The sequence below is a fragment of the Streptococcus sp. 2018WUSS126 genome, assembly GCF_044427425.1.
Classification (GTDB): Bacteria; Bacillota; Bacilli; order Lactobacillales; family Streptococcaceae; genus Streptococcus; species Streptococcus hashimotonensis.
The window spans coordinates 51,915-70,249 of record NZ_JAOTGB010000015.1 but is presented as its reverse complement, the minus strand read 5'-3'; the positions used below and the strand labels follow the sequence as shown (position 1 = coordinate 70,249).

General features: G+C 41.8%; 17 protein-coding genes. 1 reads left to right on the top strand and 16 read right to left on the bottom strand.

Annotation, left to right across the window (positions count from 1 at the left end; translation table 11 throughout):
* The 8 genes from ODU34_RS07025 to ODU34_RS06990 form a co-directional block, all read right to left on the bottom strand.
* A partial coding sequence (locus ODU34_RS07025) for a transposase (RefSeq protein WP_398578429.1) occupies window positions 1-349 on the bottom strand: 349 nt, incomplete at its 3' end.
* A 138-nt stretch (window positions 350-487) separates the two neighbouring features.
* Window positions 488-1,006, bottom strand: a complete 519-nt coding sequence (locus ODU34_RS07020; RefSeq protein WP_044688408.1) for a hypothetical protein — start codon at window positions 1,004-1,006, stop codon at window positions 488-490.
* Window positions 1,007-1,018: 12 nt separating this feature from the next.
* Entirely contained in the window at window positions 1,019-1,810 is a 792-nt protein-coding gene (locus ODU34_RS07015; protein ID WP_105183389.1) for a hypothetical protein, read from the bottom strand.
* Window positions 1,758-2,036: a hypothetical protein gene (locus ODU34_RS07010; RefSeq protein WP_024380958.1), complete on the bottom strand. Its 279-nt coding sequence runs from the start codon at window positions 2,034-2,036 to the stop codon at window positions 1,758-1,760. Before ODU34_RS07010 ends, ODU34_RS07015 begins: the two co-directional genes overlap by 53 nt.
* A complete protein-coding gene (locus ODU34_RS07005) occupies window positions 2,029-2,658 on the bottom strand; it encodes a hypothetical protein (protein ID WP_024389471.1) in 630 nt (209 codons plus the stop codon). Before ODU34_RS07005 ends, ODU34_RS07010 begins: the two co-directional genes overlap by 8 nt.
* Window positions 2,659-2,682: 24 nt before the next feature.
* Window positions 2,683-5,316 (bottom strand): phage tail tip lysozyme, encoded by a 2,634-nt coding sequence (locus ODU34_RS07000; protein WP_105183390.1) that lies wholly within the window; start codon window positions 5,314-5,316, stop codon window positions 2,683-2,685.
* A gap of 21 nt (window positions 5,317-5,337) precedes the next feature.
* Window positions 5,338-7,692 (bottom strand): VirB4-like conjugal transfer ATPase, CD1110 family, encoded by a 2,355-nt coding sequence (locus ODU34_RS06995; RefSeq protein WP_044688414.1) that lies wholly within the window; start codon window positions 7,690-7,692, stop codon window positions 5,338-5,340.
* Window positions 7,652-7,999 (bottom strand): PrgI family protein, encoded by a 348-nt coding sequence (locus ODU34_RS06990; protein ID WP_014638014.1) that lies wholly within the window; start codon window positions 7,997-7,999, stop codon window positions 7,652-7,654. Before ODU34_RS06990 ends, ODU34_RS06995 begins: the two co-directional genes overlap by 41 nt.
* A 61-nt stretch (window positions 8,000-8,060) precedes the next feature.
* Here ODU34_RS06990 and ODU34_RS06985 point away from each other — a divergent pair, with 61 nt between their 5' ends.
* Window positions 8,061-8,762, top strand: a complete 702-nt coding sequence (locus ODU34_RS06985; RefSeq protein WP_014638015.1) for a hypothetical protein — start codon at window positions 8,061-8,063, stop codon at window positions 8,760-8,762.
* Between the two features lie 209 nt (window positions 8,763-8,971).
* Here the strand turns inward: ODU34_RS06985 and ODU34_RS06980 are convergent, their stop codons facing one another.
* From ODU34_RS06980 to ODU34_RS06945, 8 genes are all read right to left on the bottom strand, one after another.
* Window positions 8,972-9,718 (bottom strand): hypothetical protein, encoded by a 747-nt coding sequence (locus ODU34_RS06980; protein ID WP_105183391.1) that lies wholly within the window; start codon window positions 9,716-9,718, stop codon window positions 8,972-8,974.
* A gap of 21 nt (window positions 9,719-9,739) precedes the next feature.
* On the bottom strand, window positions 9,740-9,967 hold the full coding sequence (locus ODU34_RS06975; protein WP_014638017.1) for a hypothetical protein: 228 nt from the start codon (window positions 9,965-9,967) through the stop codon (window positions 9,740-9,742).
* 83 nt (window positions 9,968-10,050) lie between these two features.
* On the bottom strand, window positions 10,051-10,545 hold the full coding sequence (locus tag ODU34_RS06970) for a hypothetical protein (RefSeq protein ID WP_024416165.1): 495 nt from the start codon (window positions 10,543-10,545) through the stop codon (window positions 10,051-10,053).
* Between the two features lie 52 nt (window positions 10,546-10,597).
* The gene (locus ODU34_RS06965) at window positions 10,598-14,170 is read right to left on the bottom strand and encodes an SspB-related isopeptide-forming adhesin (RefSeq protein ID WP_105183392.1); all 3,573 of its coding nucleotides are present in this window, start codon (window positions 14,168-14,170) and stop codon (window positions 10,598-10,600) included.
* A 64-nt stretch (window positions 14,171-14,234) separates the two neighbouring features.
* Complete coding sequence (locus ODU34_RS06960) at window positions 14,235-14,984, bottom strand: LPXTG cell wall anchor domain-containing protein (protein WP_105183393.1); 750 nt, start codon at window positions 14,982-14,984, stop codon at window positions 14,235-14,237.
* Between the two features lie 32 nt (window positions 14,985-15,016).
* Window positions 15,017-15,325 (bottom strand): hypothetical protein, encoded by a 309-nt coding sequence (locus ODU34_RS06955; RefSeq protein WP_024380723.1) that lies wholly within the window; start codon window positions 15,323-15,325, stop codon window positions 15,017-15,019.
* 292 nt (window positions 15,326-15,617) lie between these two features.
* The gene (locus ODU34_RS06950; protein ID WP_024380722.1) at window positions 15,618-15,842 is read right to left on the bottom strand and encodes a helix-turn-helix domain-containing protein; all 225 of its coding nucleotides are present in this window, start codon (window positions 15,840-15,842) and stop codon (window positions 15,618-15,620) included.
* 7 nt (window positions 15,843-15,849) lie between these two features.
* Window positions 15,850-18,327, bottom strand: a complete 2,478-nt coding sequence (locus tag ODU34_RS06945) for an SEC10/PgrA surface exclusion domain-containing protein (RefSeq protein WP_105183400.1) — start codon at window positions 18,325-18,327, stop codon at window positions 15,850-15,852.
* Between the last annotated feature and the right edge of the window lie 8 nt (window positions 18,328-18,335).

Sequence of the window (18,335 nt, the reverse complement as noted above, 5' to 3'; positions counted from 1 at the left end):
AGGCAGTTTTGATGAGCTGATTGGCGTGTGTGCTAGCCCGAAAACTGTTTATGGTCCGATAACAGACATAGGTATCCTGACTCAGCCATTTCATAGGAATAACTTCTTCATTCATTTGAACGATTTTCCGACCAGAGAATACCTGACGAGCATAGGCAAACAGGGTCATTTTAAGCAACATAGCTGGATGAAAGGCTGGACGACCAGTATGAGAAGTTTCTTCCAATAGAATGGATAAAGGAATAGTATCCACAAACTGACTAATCAGACGAGCCTCGTGAGTAGCAGGTAAATCCCAAGCAAGATTTAATTCCAAACTTAACTGATTTGTGTTATACTGTTTATACATTTTCATGCCTTTCTAGTTGTTTTGTCGTTATTATAATTATAAAGCATGAAATGGAAAACGAGCAACTCCTAATTGGAATTGCTCGTTTTTTATATGTGAGAAGCTAGTTTTTGCCCAGCCTCCAACTGCTTCTACGATTCATCGCTCTTTTTCCTTTCCGAGGTCTTTTGTGACAACAGGTGTCAAGCCTGTATAGACCGTATGGGTCTTATAGTAGGCGATTTTTTCTTCTGGTGTCATCTCATGGGGTTTGCGAAGAATATGGTTTGCGAATGTTTCAGTAGCTTTAGGGTCTTTTGTAATGTCTGAAATCATCTGCTTCAAGGCTTTTTCTACCAAGAGACGATTTTTTGTTTCAAAGAATAGGAGGGTTTCTTCCTCTTTTTGATAGTAAGTAAAGCCAACCTTATGTTCTTCTAAATAATGCTTGAGTTTTTCTAAATGGACCTCACTATGTAGGAGGCGCTCCATATCCTTTTCACTAGCTGTTGCCATAAAGTCATTGAAGCGGGTATCTCCCTCGAAGGTCCGATGTTCCATCTTATATTGGCGGTTATCATGCAATGCTTTGGCTACCGTATAGAGCGCCACAATCACGTTTTCTACTGTTATTTTCCCTTTTAGTGCTAGGGAATGGGTTGTTTTTTCTTGATCCATCTAATTCTCCTTCTATGGGTAAGCTGTCTCTTTTGGATGGTCTACAATCAAGTAGCCATAGAGAGAGGTAGGTTCTACTTGAAGTGTTAGCTCTAGGCGCTTTTGTTGGTTTGCCCCATCTTCTTTTAGAGAGAGAACATAGGTTAGGTGATAGAGCTGGTCTTCCGTTTGTTCGACATTCTCCAGAATCACGGACTGGAGTTGACCTGGTTGGTGGTTTAGCTGGAGTTTGGAGGAGACAAAATCCCCTAGTTCTGCGGCTTCTGAATAGTAACGAGGAAGGAAATAGCGGACGACTGCATCCAGATGTCCACTTTCCTTTTGGATGGTTTTTACGGTCTCTATTTGATGGGAGAGTGTGCGCATTTCTTCTTTCTGCTCTAGAACCAGAAACACAGTGTAGCCTAAAGCAAGGAAACTAACCGTTAACATCCCAAGTAAAAGAGAAGGTAACAGACGTAGGGATTCTCGTTTTTGGACCGTTTCTTCTTTTTGAGATTGTGATAAAACGACTGGTTCTTGTTTTTGCGACGTGCCCCTCTTCCAAAACGGAAGGGGCTTTTCTGTCGGCTCTTCTACCTTTTCCTTTCTCAGAAATAGACCATCTGCGATGCCGTCAAAGGGAAGAAAAATCTCTTCTTGAAAAAGAACGACTCCTTTTTTATCCAATTCTTCCACTAAAAGCAGACTTTGAGCTTCCTGATGTTTGACCTTGGCATTTTCTCTATCCAGAGCTTGGTAGACCAAGTCCTTATTCTTGTAGGTCGTTATCGTGTCCAAGGTCAGATTGGTTAAACGGTACATGTTTTGTTTCTCCTTTCAACTTTCCTTCTTCTATCTGGCGCTTAATATCTGCCCAGGTGAGGTGGTGTTTGGCCAAATAATCTGAGTGTTCTTCGTACTTGGCTAGAATGATTTGGGTGTCTAGCTCTTTGATTTTCTCTTCCTCTTTTTTGGCTTTAGCGAGGAAGTCAGCTTGTTTTTCTTCTGCTTTTTTACGTTGTTTTTGTAAGTGTTCTAATTTAGTCATGGGTTTCTTCTCCTTCTATTGATTGGGTAGGTTGGTTAAGGGTTGGTAGCGCTGCGGTTTGATCAGCTGTTAAGGTATCCACAATGAGGATAGGTTCAATACGATTGACCAGGTATTTATTTTCCTGTTTGATATAGTGGATGCGAAGCGTCGTTTGAGAGTACACATCCACCTGGGCATTGGTATAATCATTTTTCTTTTGTAATTGCGTTTGGGTATAGGAAACCTGGGCGAGGACATCGTTATTTTCGCTATCGATGTAGATGGTCGCCGATTTGAGTTTGGTGTCTACCACATAGCCCTTATAGGTTTGATTGGTTGGTTCTTCTTCGGTATTTACTTCTTGTGTATAGGCTGCTTCTGTCATAAAGGGCAGGTAGCGGTTTCTATTCTCTCCCAGGTCCTTCTTTGTAAAGTAGGCACTAAGGAAGGATTTGATATACTCTTGTGTCAACTCTCCTCCTTCGACTTGTTTGGCTACTGGTGGCTTTTCTGCCTTTGTGGGTGCTTTCGAGCTACCAGCCACACTAAACCAGAAAACTAAGCCAAGAACCGTTACTGCGGCCATACCTAATCCAATGAGCTGTAAGAGTTTCAGTTTTTCTGTATCGATCATTTTCATTTGATGTCTATTTCCTTTTTTCTTTTATTTTGGTTTCGCAAAGCTATAGTATGGAGCTAGACGACAGACTCGCCAATGAATTTTATCCTGGACACCGCCCCAATTGCACTCAGACACGAGAAAGCTTCCATCTGGGTTAACAGCTTCCACAATCCCTACATGTCCATACTGAGGAGGAGTTCCGTCAAATCCACCGACTGTAGAGACGACTGCCCCTTTTGTTGGCGTCATGTTATAGGACCAGCCTTTAGCCACTAAGTTTCTGACCCAATCTTGCCCATTTCCAAGATAGCCATAGCTTCCAGATAGGTCTGTGATAGACCCTAGTTCCACAAGCCTATTGTAGCTATACCAGGTACACTGCCCTGGTGGATAACCACTCCCTGCCTGTGTTGTGAGAGCTGCTTGACTAGGAAAAATGGTCACTTGAGATCGGTAGGGTTCCGGGAAATTCCAAGAAGAAGCTACACCACCTTCTCCAACAATCTGTTGGGTTAGAAAGGCATGGATTTGTTTAGCATTGTGTTGACGTTCTAAGAGTTTATCGCCAGCATTTCCTTCCCATTGATGGAGAAAGCGTTGGGTGAGTGTGGTCACATCCTCGTTACTGGTGAGGATTTCTTTGGCGATAGTCACATAGTAGGGACTATCGCCTTCCAACATAAAGTCAAGCTGTAGTTCTAAGTCATACCACTTCTTGCCTTTTTGTTGGGCGTATTGCCGAAGTAGGGTATGCCGTACAGAGCCATCTGCCGTATCCGTCCATTGACCTAAACCTAGACCTCGCTTTAGGATATTCGGGTAGGAGCCGTTATATATACTAGGTCCGCTCATATCTAACCAAGCTGGGTCATCCCAGGAACTGGTACTAGCCCCCACAGGAGGACTGAGATAGTCTCCTTCTGCCCGCTTTGCGGTGATATTACTTTCCGTCGCAAAGTTTCCTAGCATAGCTGAAAGGCCATTATCTGTTAAGTTGGGAAGTTTGGGTTTGAGATAATCTCGAATCCTACGGGATTTTTGTCCCAAGTCTCCCTCTAAGGTGGTGAGGACCGAGGTCGTCTGATTATAGGTGACCGAAGAAAAGTAGAATCCAGGATTGACTGCCGTCCATTTTTCAGGCGTTCGAGTCGTAGCTTCTGCTTCTCTTTTCTGATAGCGGATTTCCTGGTAACCATCAGTTGTAACTTTACCTATTTCTTCTCCAACCGTAACACTTGACTGATCCTTTACCCGGATACCTCCGACAGCTTCGTAGGTAAAGATTGCCTCCTTGGTTGAAATACGAACCTGATTTCCACTAATGGCCACCTTCCCAGCTAAAGGAGCTCGTAAGGTTTGACCTGCGGTTGCCTTTAGCTGAGTCTTATCATACAGTTCCGTTGGGGAGTTGTAACCAAAGCGTTTTAAAATGACAAGGGGCTGTCCTCTTGTGTCTTCGTTTTCTGTAGAGAAGGGATTAGCCAATTCTTGGTAAAGAGGATAGCGTCCAACTTCTTTGGATAGGTTGATAAGCTCTTCGTATTCCTTTTGTTCAGTCTTCCCTAGCTTGGCCCACTGTAAAGAAGAGCTAGAGCCGGTTAAATCGAGCATAGTTTTTAGATTGTGAGGGTCGCTGTTTAGATGATTCCAAATATCATCTAAGGCATCCGAATAGTGATTGAAACCTAAAAGAGCACTCACATCTCCCCCTAATCCTTCTTTCCAGGGGCTTTCTGGGTTCCATTCACTACCATAACGGTAGTTCATAAAAAAGAGAACGTCGTCGATATTGGTCCAATAGTCAACCGTGTCTGTGGACTTCTCTCGATCTCTTTTAGAGACTTGAAGCCAAGATTGATTGAGATCAAATTCATTTTGTTGGACAGGACCACTTCCGGCAAAAATGCCCATAAAAAGAGAAATGACGCCAAGCAAAAGAAAGAGGATAAAGTAGGATTTTATCGCTAGGGGATTGGTTAAGACCGTTCGGATAGGGTTAGAAGCAACACGTAGAACAGTTGTCGTTCCTTTAGCGACCTTTCCTGCCTTGGTTTGAGCCAAGCGGTGTCTGACGTTTTTCACTCTCTTTGAGAGCTTATACTCCCACGAAAACTCTTTCGGAGTTCGAGTAAACCCACGACCCCTGGTAAAGTTATACGCACGGTTTGCCTGGGCATAGCTCTGCTTGATAGTGTACTTTCCAAGCTCTTTTCCACTATGAAGGGCTCGCTGACTAGTTGCCTTTTGATAGCGCAACTGCCGAATGTTTTGTCTTCCCTTTACCCAATCGTCTAAGATGTCATTGTCCCGGATGACCTTTTCCGCATCTTGTCTCGTTTTGATATAGGCACCTTGTTTCCCCCTGCGCTTGATCCGATTGGGAATGTAGGTACTATCTGCCTTTTTACTTCGTTTATAGATGGTTTTAGCGACTTGTTTATCTACTTTCGCTTTATCTAACTCCTTCTTAAAATAAAGAGCTCTCGCAGTAGGTTTCGGGCCTTTATGAAGGCGATAGTCTTTCTTAGCTTGCTTATAGGTTTTCTTGGCCCGTTGATAGGTTGATCTGGCATCTAGTCGAGCTGTTTTCGGCACCTGACCTTTCATCTCTTTAGTCTGTTTTTTTACCCTTGATCTTCCTTCTTTCCTAAGCTGTTTTGGATCACTATCGTACATACGTATTCACCTGCTTTCTCATCAGGTATCCGTTGCGACTAATTGATAGAGCTTGGTATGTTTGGGGATAGGATTTTCAAAAGGAACAATGGTATCTCCAGCCACAATCAAACCTGTGCCTTTAGCTTTAGGTCGCAAGACAAAGCGCTCTAAGGATGGGGTTAGATGGATAATCTGTGATAAGACTTCTAAATCTGTTCGTTTGAGTTTTAGAAGCGCTAAGAACTCGCAGTTGGCCACTAGTTTCCTTCCTTCTTCTGTAGAGAGGACTGTTTCAGGGTTCTGAGTAATGCCTATAGGTAGCGCCCCATATTTACGGATTCTAGAATACAATTCGGTAAAGAAGGTAGCTTGTAGACTGTGTTTGAAGTAAAGCTGTAGCTCGTCAAAATAGAGCCAGGTTGTCGTTTCTCCCTGATGGTTAACAACTTGGTTCCAGATATAATCCTGAATAACCAGTAAGGCAAATGGCTTTAATTTTCCACTTAATTGCTTGAGATTAAAGATAATAAAGCGGCTGTCCATATTGACATTGGTCTGATGGGAGAAAATATCATTAGAACCCATCGTATAAGGTTCAACCTTTAGGGCAAGGTCCTTCGCTACTTGTTCTGGTTGTTGGAGTAAGATGGCTTGCCAGTCTTTGAAGGTTGGTTGATCTACTGCCTCATAGGTTTGTTTGGTGACCCGGTCAATCATGGAAAAATCATCATCCGAGAATTCCGTCAAGATATTTTCAAACAAGGTGGACAATAGATTGACCTTTTGTCCAATAGGGTCACTATCTTCTACCTGCAATTTCTCTCTATCTGGAAGATCCAATACATTAAAGTGATGGGGAGAACCTGGAGCGACCGTTATGATTTCTGCCCCAAATTCTTGACCAATATCTAAGTATTCTGCCTCAGGATCCACAATAATAATGCGGTCTTCTGTATACCGTAGAAGAGTCGGAATGATCTCTCCAGCTTTTGCAAAGACCGACTTCCCTGAACCAGATATACCAAAGATACATCCCGAGGGAGTATTGAGGTCTTTCTTTCGGTCTAGGGTAATGGGGTTCTTAGACAATTGATTTTGACCATAGTAGACCGCACGTGGGCTACTAGAGCGTAAATCCACATTGGTAAAGGGGACTTGGGTAGCTAAGTTACTAGTCGTCACATCCCGCATAAAGCGACGTTTAACATTGATAAAAGGGATACCAATTGGCAGAATAGTATTTAGGGCTTCTTCCTGATAGAGGTAACATTTATCCAATTCAACAGTATTCTTACGGACAGATCGTTGAACCTGTTCGGTGTAGTCGTTTAATTCTTCTAGACTATCAGCCATCAGATAGACCATCATCACTCCAGAAAACATTTTCTGGTCATTGTCTTGAAGCTCTTCTGTCCACTTTTCTGTCTCTCGAGAGGTTTCCGTTGCCTTGCCTCCAGCAATCAACTCTCCAGGAACTCCTGCTTTAGCCGCTTCTTTTTGACTCTTGATCAATTCACGTTTTGCGCTCGATTGAACTGTTTTGACCTTTTTCATAGCAGCCGCAGTGTCATAGGGTTTAGCGTGGAGACTGATGGCTAATTCAATACCTGTATCCAGGATATTTTTAATCAGTTTATCATTTAAGAAAGTTGGATAGTCCCGCACGTATAACACCCTAGCATAGGCATCGTCTATTCGGAAATGGTCCTTATCAAATTTGATATAATTGGGTGCAATAAAATCCCTGGTTGATAAACCAGAGATAGCAATGTCTTCGTATGTAAAATCGAGAAAGGCTTCTTTTCTTAAGAGTTTTCGAAAGACCAGAAGACGCTCTAAGCCATCCATCTCTTTGAAAGAAATACCAATACTACTATATTGGCTTTCTATCACATTAGCCATATCATCTAGAATTCGTTTCGCCTGATAATCTTGGTTGGCTTGCGTGGTAATGGTCACATATTTTTCGATTTTAAAAGTATTTTGATCATCCGAAAAACGCTCCGTGATCATCTCATTGTATTCTTTCCGATAGTCGTCATAGCCATCTCCTGTTAACTCATAGCGAAGAGAAGAAAGACTCGTCGTTTCGACTCTCCGATTGAGAATCAGGAGCTGGAGATCATTGTCTATATCTAGAGACTGGAAGATGTCCGCATTGGTTTCGATAACATCGAGACGCTCATCATCCGTAGCTGTGATATAACTCGTATCTCCTAAACGATAGGTTTTAGAATAGGTATCACTCGTTACTGTCATCAGGCCATCCGGTGTTAGCCATTGGTAGTTCAAGGTATTTTGCGTGGAGGCGGTCATGGTTCGCCTGAGACGCTTAGCCCGCTCTCTTTCTGCTTTAGAGAGTTTCTGGGTTTTCTTTTGGTTGAATAAACGCATTCGCAGCATAGTCCTTTCTATCGAAATCTGTTTGGTAGGTTCGTTCTTGTTTGGCGAGGAAGAAGCGCAGTTCGTCTTTTATCTTCTCGTCAATATGGTTGCCAAAGATCACAAAGGGAGCAAGAAACAAGAGGGCAATACTGTATATGAGAAAACTCGGTAGTTGGAGCCAAATCATGGCCGCAGTCAGAATGACGGTGAGGATAATTCCAAATAATAAAACAACTTGCCTCAATGTCATATAACCCCAAATGGGGCGCTCATAGTTATCTAAGGCTTTTAGAAATTCACTTCCTAAGCGTGTCATAGATCTCCTTTCTTTATGTGGTATAATTAAAAATAAAATGATTTGAATTGGGAGTCATATCATGAGCTATACTTATCATCTTGTCTTTAAAAAAATACAACAACAAATATCAACACCAGTATTAATAGCCCTTCAACTGGCACAAATTATCATGTATACTGCCATTGTGTTTTCCATTCCTAACATTATCGAAACATTGCAATATGGATACCGATATCTGATAAACTTTGGTATAATCCTTCTAATTTTACGAGGAGTTTATCTGTACTCCAAATATAAAATATATTCACTCACACCAACTATAGAGAACGATTTTGATAAAGCAGACAGACAATTACTTATAAAAGAAATTGAAGAATCATTAAAAAAGTATGTTGATTTTGCGAAATGGAGCTGTGGAATCTTAGCCACTGTGCTTGCTTTGGTCACAAATATATTTGTGACTATTTTTATAAAAAGCATAGATGACATTGTAAGCCCTCTACAGAAACAAGCTATCATTAATGAGCTTTCACAAGCTACACAAAATATTGGTGACATTTTTATCGTATTTTTCGTTTTAGTTATCTGTATTCTTGGCATTGTCTTATTGTATTATTTTATTTTACAATTACTAACTTACAACCAAAGACTTGTTTTGAAAGTCTTGAAAAATTGTGAGTATTCCATAAAATACGATATCGACAGTTTATCTTGGTGGAAAAAGACATTATATTTTATTAATGAACTCTTTTTCCTAGATTACCTTAAAAAAATTCTGTAAACAGAAAATCAGTTCCACAAGCAAGCCAAAAGCCCACAAAAAGGGACAAATGATGGTTGTTGGTTAAGTTGTGCCATAAGCTATAACATAAGAACATACGTAATGAAAAAAATAGCCCCCAGAATGTTAGTCTTACTATCCTTTTTGCAATCTTCATCAATACTTGCCTTATAATCGGCAGGTATTTTTTTATCATAGTCTATCCTCCTCTAGTTCACCTGCATAATACTTTTGGCCATTCGTTGGCTGCCAAATAACATGATAATGTAGATAATTCCCTTTCCTATGGCCATTAGTGCGCTTGTCCAAGCTCCTGTTCGTGCCACCGTCAGCAAATCATCCGTCACAATGGCTGGATAAAGCATGATGACAACAACGAGGACAAGGCCCTGTAAGGCGGCTGCCGCATAGTGTTTGAGAAAACCGAGGCAGATTGGTCTAAGGGCATCCATCATATAACAAGCTACTACAATCTTACCGATTCCCATATAGGTATAGAGGGTAAAGGAACGCAAGAGGATTAATAGTTTGGTTGAGATTTGACCGATGAAATCTACGCAGTTATATATACTCCCAAAGAAGAACTTTTCTATTCCTCCGAGACCTTCATAATTCGGTGCTTTAGAACCGAAAGGTGTAAACCCTTTCTTAGCTACTACTTTGATAATGACATTGAATAACCAGGTTAAGGCATCGAATAATTCATCTAAGTAAAGGATTAGAAAGACTGCGATAACGTACTTGATAATCTCCTCGAACCACAGCTGTAGGGTTAATTCCCCACCATTGGATTTTAGTTGTTGGTGCCAATTTAGTAGGTTCAAACCCATAAAAAGGAGAAGAAGCATCATAGCTACTTTCTCCATTGACTCTGAAACAATCTCCATTAGCTGATAGGCCGTCGGATTGTAGTCTTTTAAACTCATGGTTAGTTGGTCAAGAGTGGATTGTTCCATCACAACTACCTCTCTTTCTTATCAACCAACAATACCTTGTAGGCCAGATGCCAAGGCTGAAAAGAGACCTTTTAACGTAGCGCCAAGCAAAGCCCCTAAAATAATGCTTTGAACTCCTTTGTCCCGCTTATCTTCTAATTCTCGGCGGATACCAATAGCTAGGTCCCAGGCGCCCCAGGCAGCCCAACCAAGGCCAATAACACCACCGATGTCTCCAATTTTATTAATAAAATCAACAATTTGATTCATGTTTCTTCTCGCTTTCGTTTTTTTAAATGAAAAAAGACACTAAGTATCATTTCTTAGTGTCTTTCGTATAGTGAGGCGACCAATTAGAGGTCATCTCGTGAATAAATGGTTAAGGAGAGGGCTGTAATGATGGCGAGGACAACGATAATCGTTATTTCCCACCCGTAATAAATCGGAACACCGTGAGGAAAATAGAATTCTTGTACCCTATCTTCTATACCTACTGGAACTGTACCATTCCCTGTAAAAGCGTAAAATACAATTATCAGAAATGATACCACCACCTTAAACACAAACCAACCAATCGCTGTCACAATCAGGCTCTTGATTAAATTAAAGATAAACAAAAGAATCATGAGTGGTGTTGTGACAAGCAAAACAGCTGTTCGCATAATCAAGTAGGGAAGGTTCTTTAAACCAACCAATAGAGCTCCACCTAGCCATGTTAGTCCCTTCTTCCATTTCGCTTCAGAAGGAACGGCTTGAGGGGTTACTGGGATGGGTTTACGTGGTTTATGGACATAGTATTTATATCCATTTTTTGTCACTTGTGCTTCCATAGTAGGTTCCTTTCTCATCCTTATCTCCCTCTCATTTTTGATTTATTATACCATAAATCAAGAGGGAAAACTAGTTGTTTTCGTCTTTACGTTTACGCAGTCCAACCAGGCTCGCAAACAAGGTTACTACACCTGCAAGTGACAAGCTGTAAGATGCCGCATCACCTGTGTTAGGCAATTGAGCTTTCTCTACTTTTGCCGGTGCTTGTGGTTTTGGAGTTTCTGGTTTTGGTGGCTCAGGTGTGTTCGTCACAACCTTGTTTGAGATAACAGGGTTCCCGTTGACATAGAGCGTATACTCATTGACAACCTCGCCTGAGGCAATCCGTTTCACTGTGATATAGCCATCCGCACCAAATGCCTGATCACGTGTAATTTGCGCCAAGAACGCTTCCTTGAAACGAGTCTCAAATTTGCCTGTTTGGGCATTGTAGACTGTTTCTGTATATGATGATAAGTCATCACCTTTCTTGATAATTGTTCCATCTGGTAGCGTAAAGTCTACCTTAGCTTCAATCACAACCGATTGGTAATCATCGTGGCTGTGTTGGAGAAGGTCCACAAAGCGATACTCTTTAATATCGTAGCCACGTCCTGCTGGAATCACCCAACCTTCTAGCTTGTAAGTCACAAGGTCACCAATTTGGACAGTACCATTATTAATAGACTTACCATCCTTATCCAGCACATCCTTATGGACGACGAGTTGTGGTACTTCGTTTGTGACGATGTTACCGTAGTAGCCATTGCCAAAATCTACCTGGTGCGTTTGGTTGGTAATTGTACCTACAAAGTCTTGTTTAATCTTGAATGACAAGTTGCGGGTAATATCCAAGCCTTGTTGGACATAGGCCTTGTAAAAGGCTTCTGGGTCTTTAGCCACCCAGAGATAGAACTCACCTACTGGGCTAATACCTGAGTCTTGGATAAGAGCTTGGAGTTTTTCATCTAGGCTGTCTTTCGAAAGAACGTGAATCATATCAAACAGTTCACGGACATCATCTCCGTTAGCGGCTGTGATAGAGTTGACCACTAAGGAAGTACCGTCAATCGCTTCATCTAGGTAATCATCTACGTACAAGAAGCCTTTTCCAATCGCATTTTGAGAAGCCACAATACCCTTGTATTGGTCAAAATCTTGTTCTGCCACATAGTTTAGGATTGTATTAGGTAGGACAGATTGACCGTTGATAGAGTTTCCTTTCTCATCGACCACATCTTTCTTCGGTTTGATGAGGTTGTCATCTGGAGTTGGATTTTCTCCTCCAGGTGTGTGTGGTGGACGTGGTGTTTCTGGGTCGTTTCCTGGCGTGTAGATAACAGGAATATTTGAAACAACCTTGTATTCGCCTTTAGGAGTAGCGATTAAGGTTGTAAAGGTGTTCTTGTATGTACCGCCATCATTGATTGGACGACCGACAAAGTAAGCAACAGGAACCACTACATCTTGGTTACGATTAGCATTAAGGTAGTCAAGTGTTGCTTGTGTAGCTGATAGTGTTGTTTTACCGTTTTCATCATAGTTGACAGTCCATGCAGTATTTTTTATTGCTGTAGCCTCACGGTCAATCTCAAAGCCTGCTGGCAATGGATCAAGCATAGTATAGCTAGTAACAACCTCACGACCTGCGACTAGTGGACTGTTTGTCAGCACCCATGTTTGGGTTGAGCCTTTTGGAACAAGTTTACCATTCACATCCACACCATCTTCATTCACTACAGCTTTGATATTGGCTGGAGTTTGTTTCACAATAACAGGATGGACAGCTGCTTCATAGGTTTCTTTCTCAGGTACAGGAATATGAGGCAAGAAGTTTGGTTTCCTAGGTGGCTCAGGCGTCACCGTCACTGGGATAAACTTTTCAAGCGGTGGTACTTCTTTGGTGTTTGGTGTACCTGGCTCTGGTTTTGGAGTATCATCCGGTTTTGGTTCTGGTGGAGTTGGCTTTTCAGGTTCTGGAATATCTTTTTTCTCCAAAATTGAAGCAGCAACATTTGTATTCATTGCGAACCAATGACCTGTTTGATGCTTAGATGCTCCAACTGTCAAACCAAATGTATCTCCACTTTCCGAAACAATAGCACCTGAACCATAGTAGCGTACAGGTGAATCAATACTATCGTGACCACTATATGGAGCAATCGTATCAATAGATGTACTAGCATAAATATAACCATTATGGTTTTGGACTTGACTGCCAGTAATCGGAACAAAACGCATATTTGCACTTAAGTCCTTGACATACTCAAAATAACTATCTTCTCCCAAGGAATTCATGGATGAAATAGAGAAAATAATCGGATTCTCTTTAGTCGCAACTACCTTGCCAGAAGCAGTATAAAATGTTTTTTCAATATGGAGTTCATCACCGACACCTACAAATCCTTGTGTTGCATCTGAACCAAAGATGACTGTTTCAGTCGGATCTTTAGAGACAGTCACAATTGATGCTCCTTTTTCTGATGCAACAGCTGTATAGCGAGCAACAACCTTTGTAATCTTTTCTCCGTTAGCTGTTCCAGAAAAATCCCCTACATACGTTACCGTTGCGGTCTGCCCAACTGCAAGAAGAAATGTTGTTCCATTTGAATAATCTACAGTGCCTACATAATCTCCTTCCGAGTAACTAGATACCGTGTGAACAAGATTACGATTTGCATTACTAACTTCTTTACGTTTTTCAGGGTTTACAAACTTTGTAACACCATCGATACTTCCGATTGTTACATTTGGCTCAGAACGATAAATAAGACTCTGACCCACCGCTTCACTAAGATGACCTTCTTCTTTTGTTTTAGCTTGCATCTCAGCTAATTCAGCTTCATATTTAGCTTTCTCTTTGATATAGTTAGCTAGTTGAATATCGTACAATGCTTTTGCTTGATCGTATTCAGCCTTAGCTTTGATATAGTCTGGGTCATTGACACCAGTAGTCGCTTTTGTCTTCTCCCACTCCGCTAGAGCTTCTTTGTATTCACGTTCTACTCGCTCTACTTCTGCCTTGTTATAATCCATGGCTTCTTGACGAGCTTTTTCATTTTCAATGACCTGAGTCTTGCGTTCGCTATTGATTTTATCTGCCTTTTCTTGAGCTGCCTTGTTTCGGGCATCGATTTCCGCATTTTCACGAGCGATACGCTCTGCTTCTTCCTTGTTTTTGCGGTCGATTTCCGCATTGTAGTCTTCAGCTTTCTTGATAGCTTCTGTATTGTCTTCTTGTTTGACAGTAGCTTCTTTGACCGCTTCTGCCTGTTTAGCTAAATCTGCCTGAGCTTGGTCTAGGTTATCGTAGACGATTGCTTTACTGTCTTCAGTAACGGTCACTCCTGCTTCTTTGGCATCAGTCACAGCCTTGTCTAGCTCAGTAGACGTTACAGGACTTGTCAGCTCACCTGTCTTCTGACCGGCTTCTGCTTGCGTCGCTAGACTCTCAGCCGATGGAGTTTCTTGGACCGTTTCAAGGTTGGTAGCAGGATTGGGATTAACCACCTCAACTGCTGGAGTTGTTTCGGTTACGATTTCTTCTGCACTAACAGATGTAGTAACCATTGCGCCAAAGAGGGCAATCCCACATACAAGCCCATAGGCTTTCGACTTGCGGAAGAATCCGTGCCCATTAACTGTTGTTATTTTTTGATACATTTTGTATTCCCTTTGCTTTCTTTTTTTCTTAGTTTAATGACATTCCGGTCAAAATTGGTTTTAACTAGTTAAATTGTTTTTTACGATAGTAACCCACTACACCCAACAGGAATATACCTAACAGAGATAGGAGGGAGTTTGCTTCCCCTGTATTTGGGAGAGTTTTCATCTGTCCATCCACTGTTTTGACACTAATGGTCTTATCCTTGTTTACGACTGCGCCGATTGATTCCGCAGAAACAGTCGCAGTTGATCCGTCCGCATAGCGAATGATTGGCTGGCTATTATCCGTACTAATGATGGTATAGCCAGTGTCTGTCACAATAGGCTTGTCTGGTGTGACTGCTTCTACTGGTTGCTTGGTTTCTGTCGAGATAGTCCCAATTTGACTCTCGCCGTTATTCACTGCCTCTTCTGCAGTTTTAGGGGGAGCGGGTGTCTCCGGTTGTGGAACATCCTGTTTTGGTTTTTCCGTTGGTGGAGTTGGTGTGTCTGGTCTTGTAGAGGGTTCTGTCGGCTGAGTCGGTATTTTCTCCTTTGGTTGTTCCGTAGACGGGAGCGTTGGGTCTACAGGTACAGTTGGTTCTTCAGGGGTTGTTGGCTCTTCCGTTGGAGTGGTCGGTTCGACTGGTTGACTTGGCTCAACTGGGGTTGGGACTTCTGTACTCGGTTCTGTGGATGTAGATGGTTGTGTGACCTCAACAGGGGCAGACGAATCAATTGGAGTTGTTTCATCTGCGAAAGCTACAACACTATTTGACAAGACAAGTGCTGATAGTGTAAGCATAGAAAGAATGTTCTTTTTATTTAACATAGTGTTACCTCAGTGTTTAATTTTTGTGTTGATTAGTTAGGACGGTGATACCCTTTTCCAGTCAAGCGTAGGATAGATTGATTTTTATAGCGTTCTCTTCTTGCAATCAGTATATGATCACGCTGAACGGTTCTAATTTGTCGGTAGAGTTTATGAAATGGAATCACTTCCTCTACTATCTTTAGCTCTCCATCCACAATCGCTCTTTTTGGCGTTGTGCCGCAATCTGAACGAAGGGTAACGATCTCGCCTGTCAATAGATACGCTGTTACATTCCCTTGACCTCCTAACTTTCGTAAATCAGAGAGTGTCATCTCTCTATCTGGTCTTATTTCATTCATGACAATTCTCCTTTTTTTGGATTGAATGAAAGGCTGCATTTACAGCCATGCCGAAAGCTCCCGTAGAGCTTTGCCGTGTTTCATGCGCACGTTTTACAGTCTGAGAAAACGCAAACTCTTACTAAAGCAGGACACGTCAACTGGCTTTAGTCGTGTTGTGGCTGGACTAGATATCCTTTTCTAGTTCGTTACTCGCCCCCTTTTTTCTTTTATCCATAGCCACGCTGTATCAGGGCAAGCCTTGTATTTGATTGTCAATGTGCTGTAGTTTTATGACGTCTCGGTCAAATAGTTATTTTTGTACGGTATCTGCTGGAATCTGTATACCCAGTAGATCAGAAACAGGGACTTGAAAAAAGGTTGCGACTCGCTCTATATTTTCTACATTGGTTCGACTAGCTCCTCTTTCCCAATTTGAGATGGTTTCACGTAGTACCCCTATGTTGTCCGCCAGTTCCTGTTGACTTAATCCAGCTTGTTTTCGTAGGGTTTTAATGCGTTGTGCAGTATGTGTCACAAGTAGCTCACCCCTCTTTCTTTTTCCGTGAGAAGAAGACGAGACTAGCTAGAGCTAGACCAAGTACCATCAAGGAAGAAGTTTTCGTTCCTGTAGTTGGTAGACTAGCTTGTGTGGTTTTTGTTGGTACTGTCTGAGTGATTGGTTTGGAAGTTTGTGCCGGTGCTTTTGGAGCTTCTGACACATAGCCTGTAATACGACCTGTTCCATCCACGACCGGGACTGGTTGACCCCCTTCATGGATAATAGTCTCATACTGTTTAGCCAACTCTACTTGACGCTGTGCTTCAAGGACAGCTTGATAAGCAGATAGGACCGTTTGATAGTGGTTCAATGCTTTCGCTTCTTCCTGTTTTAGTTCTGCTAGTGTTTCAAGCGCTTCTGTCAAGATAGCTTCTTTTGCCTTTAGGCTATTTGAAGCCTGTAGAAGACGAATTTTAGCTACTTCTAATCGAGCAGGAGCTTCTTCTAGCTTGATGAGATAGGTTTGCGCTTCCTTCAGTTTTGATTGAGCGGTAGAAAGCTGTGTTTGAGCAACCGCTACGTTTGTGTGAGCTGTTTCTAAGTCCAATTGTAATCGTGCCAGCTTTTCTTGTTCAATAGACAGTTGTTCTTTAGCTTTGTCTAGGATAGCTTGTTTCTGTGCTAAGATTTGTTTGGCTTTAGCTAGATTCGCTTGCTTCACTTTGACGTCTTCCTGTAGATTTGCAAGAGTTTCTTGTGCCTTGTCATTCGCAAGATTAGATAGACGGACAGTTTCTTCCAAAGCTGATACTTTCGCTTGTGCTTGTGGTGTTAATACTGGAACAGCCTGTGCAGTTGCTAAATCTGTTTGTGCTTGAGTAAGTGTGGCTTGGGAAACAGCTTGATTTTGAAGAGCTTGTGTCTTGATCGCTTGTGCTTGACTATTTTGAATTGTAGCCTGTGCCAAGACTTCCTGTGCTGTTTGATAAGTAGCTAAAATCTGCTCGTTCGTTTTAAGATTTTGGATCGCTGTCGTATCAAACGTTGAACTGGATTGAATATGCGAATCTGCTACAGTTAGGAAATGAACAGATGAAGCATCTTGACGAGAGGAGAGATCAACTCCTGAATAAACAACATCATTAGACAAACCAGCAATGGATAGTGCATGTAAGTATTCATAACCTCCAACCATAAAATTAAGCAACCCTTGATAAATCATAGCCTTAGCTTGAGAAATCGTCATTTTTGGTTGTGGGCGACTGACCGTAAACATATTCTCGTAATATTGACCGCCAGTTTTCAAACCAAGTTTTTCAGCCGCTTGCTTCACTGCTTTTACATCATGACCAACATCATTCCAAGACCAATTGTCAGCTACATAACCATCTGTAGTTGCATCTGCTAGTTGTAAAGCTCCTTTTGTCACGACTGTTGGTTTTGTACCAACTAGATGACGAATTTGATTGATCAAATCTGATGCAAATAGAGAGAGTTCAGTACGTGCTTCTTCCGAAAGATTGTTGGTATCAAGTAGCTCCTCACTATCATTTAGATTAGCTTTGAAGCTGTTTTGTTTACGTAAATCTGTTATGAGAGCATCAAGTTTTTCTTTGGCAGGCTGGCTATATGTTTTTCCATATTCTTTGAGAGCCATGATATAGTCAGACGATAGCGTGATTGTGTTGAGCGCATTCAAATCATTCTCAGTAACCTTAAAGGCATCTTGTGCCACTTGTAAAACCGAAGCTGTTTCCGTTGCTTTATCAGTCGCTTCAGTAACAAGAGCTGTTTTAGATGCTACATCTTGTGTAGCTGCCGATACCGTTTGTTCAGCTTGGGCAATCGTTGATAATCTAGTCGCATCTGCTTTTTGGGCTGTGGCTAATTCTGTTTGAGCTGTCACTAGGGCTTGTTTGGCTTCTGTTAGTTGTTTTTCAGCTTGTTCAGCTTTGGCAATAACTTCCGCTTGACCTGTACCATCTAAAATCGCTTGTGCTGTATTGACATCTTTTTCTGCTTCTGTGACAGCTTGTGTTTTCTCATTGACATCTACCTGAGCAGTTGATACAACAGTCTTCTGGTCTTTGACAGCTTGTTGGCTATCCGCTTCTGCTTGGTTTTTGTCTTCTAGGTTTTGACTAGTTTCCGTAACGGTAGCTTCTGCATTTTTAATCGATGCTTTTGCCTTAGAGATATTTTCTGGTGTAGCTTGTTCTGCCAACTCGGCACTCTCTACTAGCTCGGTTTGAGCTTGATTGACTGTTTCTTTAGCTGTGTCAACGTCTTTTTGAGCTTGGTTCACAACTTCTTCTTGTGCTGTTACAGTTTGGTTAGCTTTATCAAGTTCAGCTTTAGCGGTTGCCACGTCGGTTTCTGTGACTGTAGCCTGTTGGCTTGTGCTTGTTTCCACAATTGGTTTTGATTCAGTTGCTTGTGGTACTTCTTCTGCATGGACCACTTCACGGCCGGTAGATAATACTGCGGTTGCAAGTGCGCTTAAGACGGTTAATTGTTTCATGATACTCT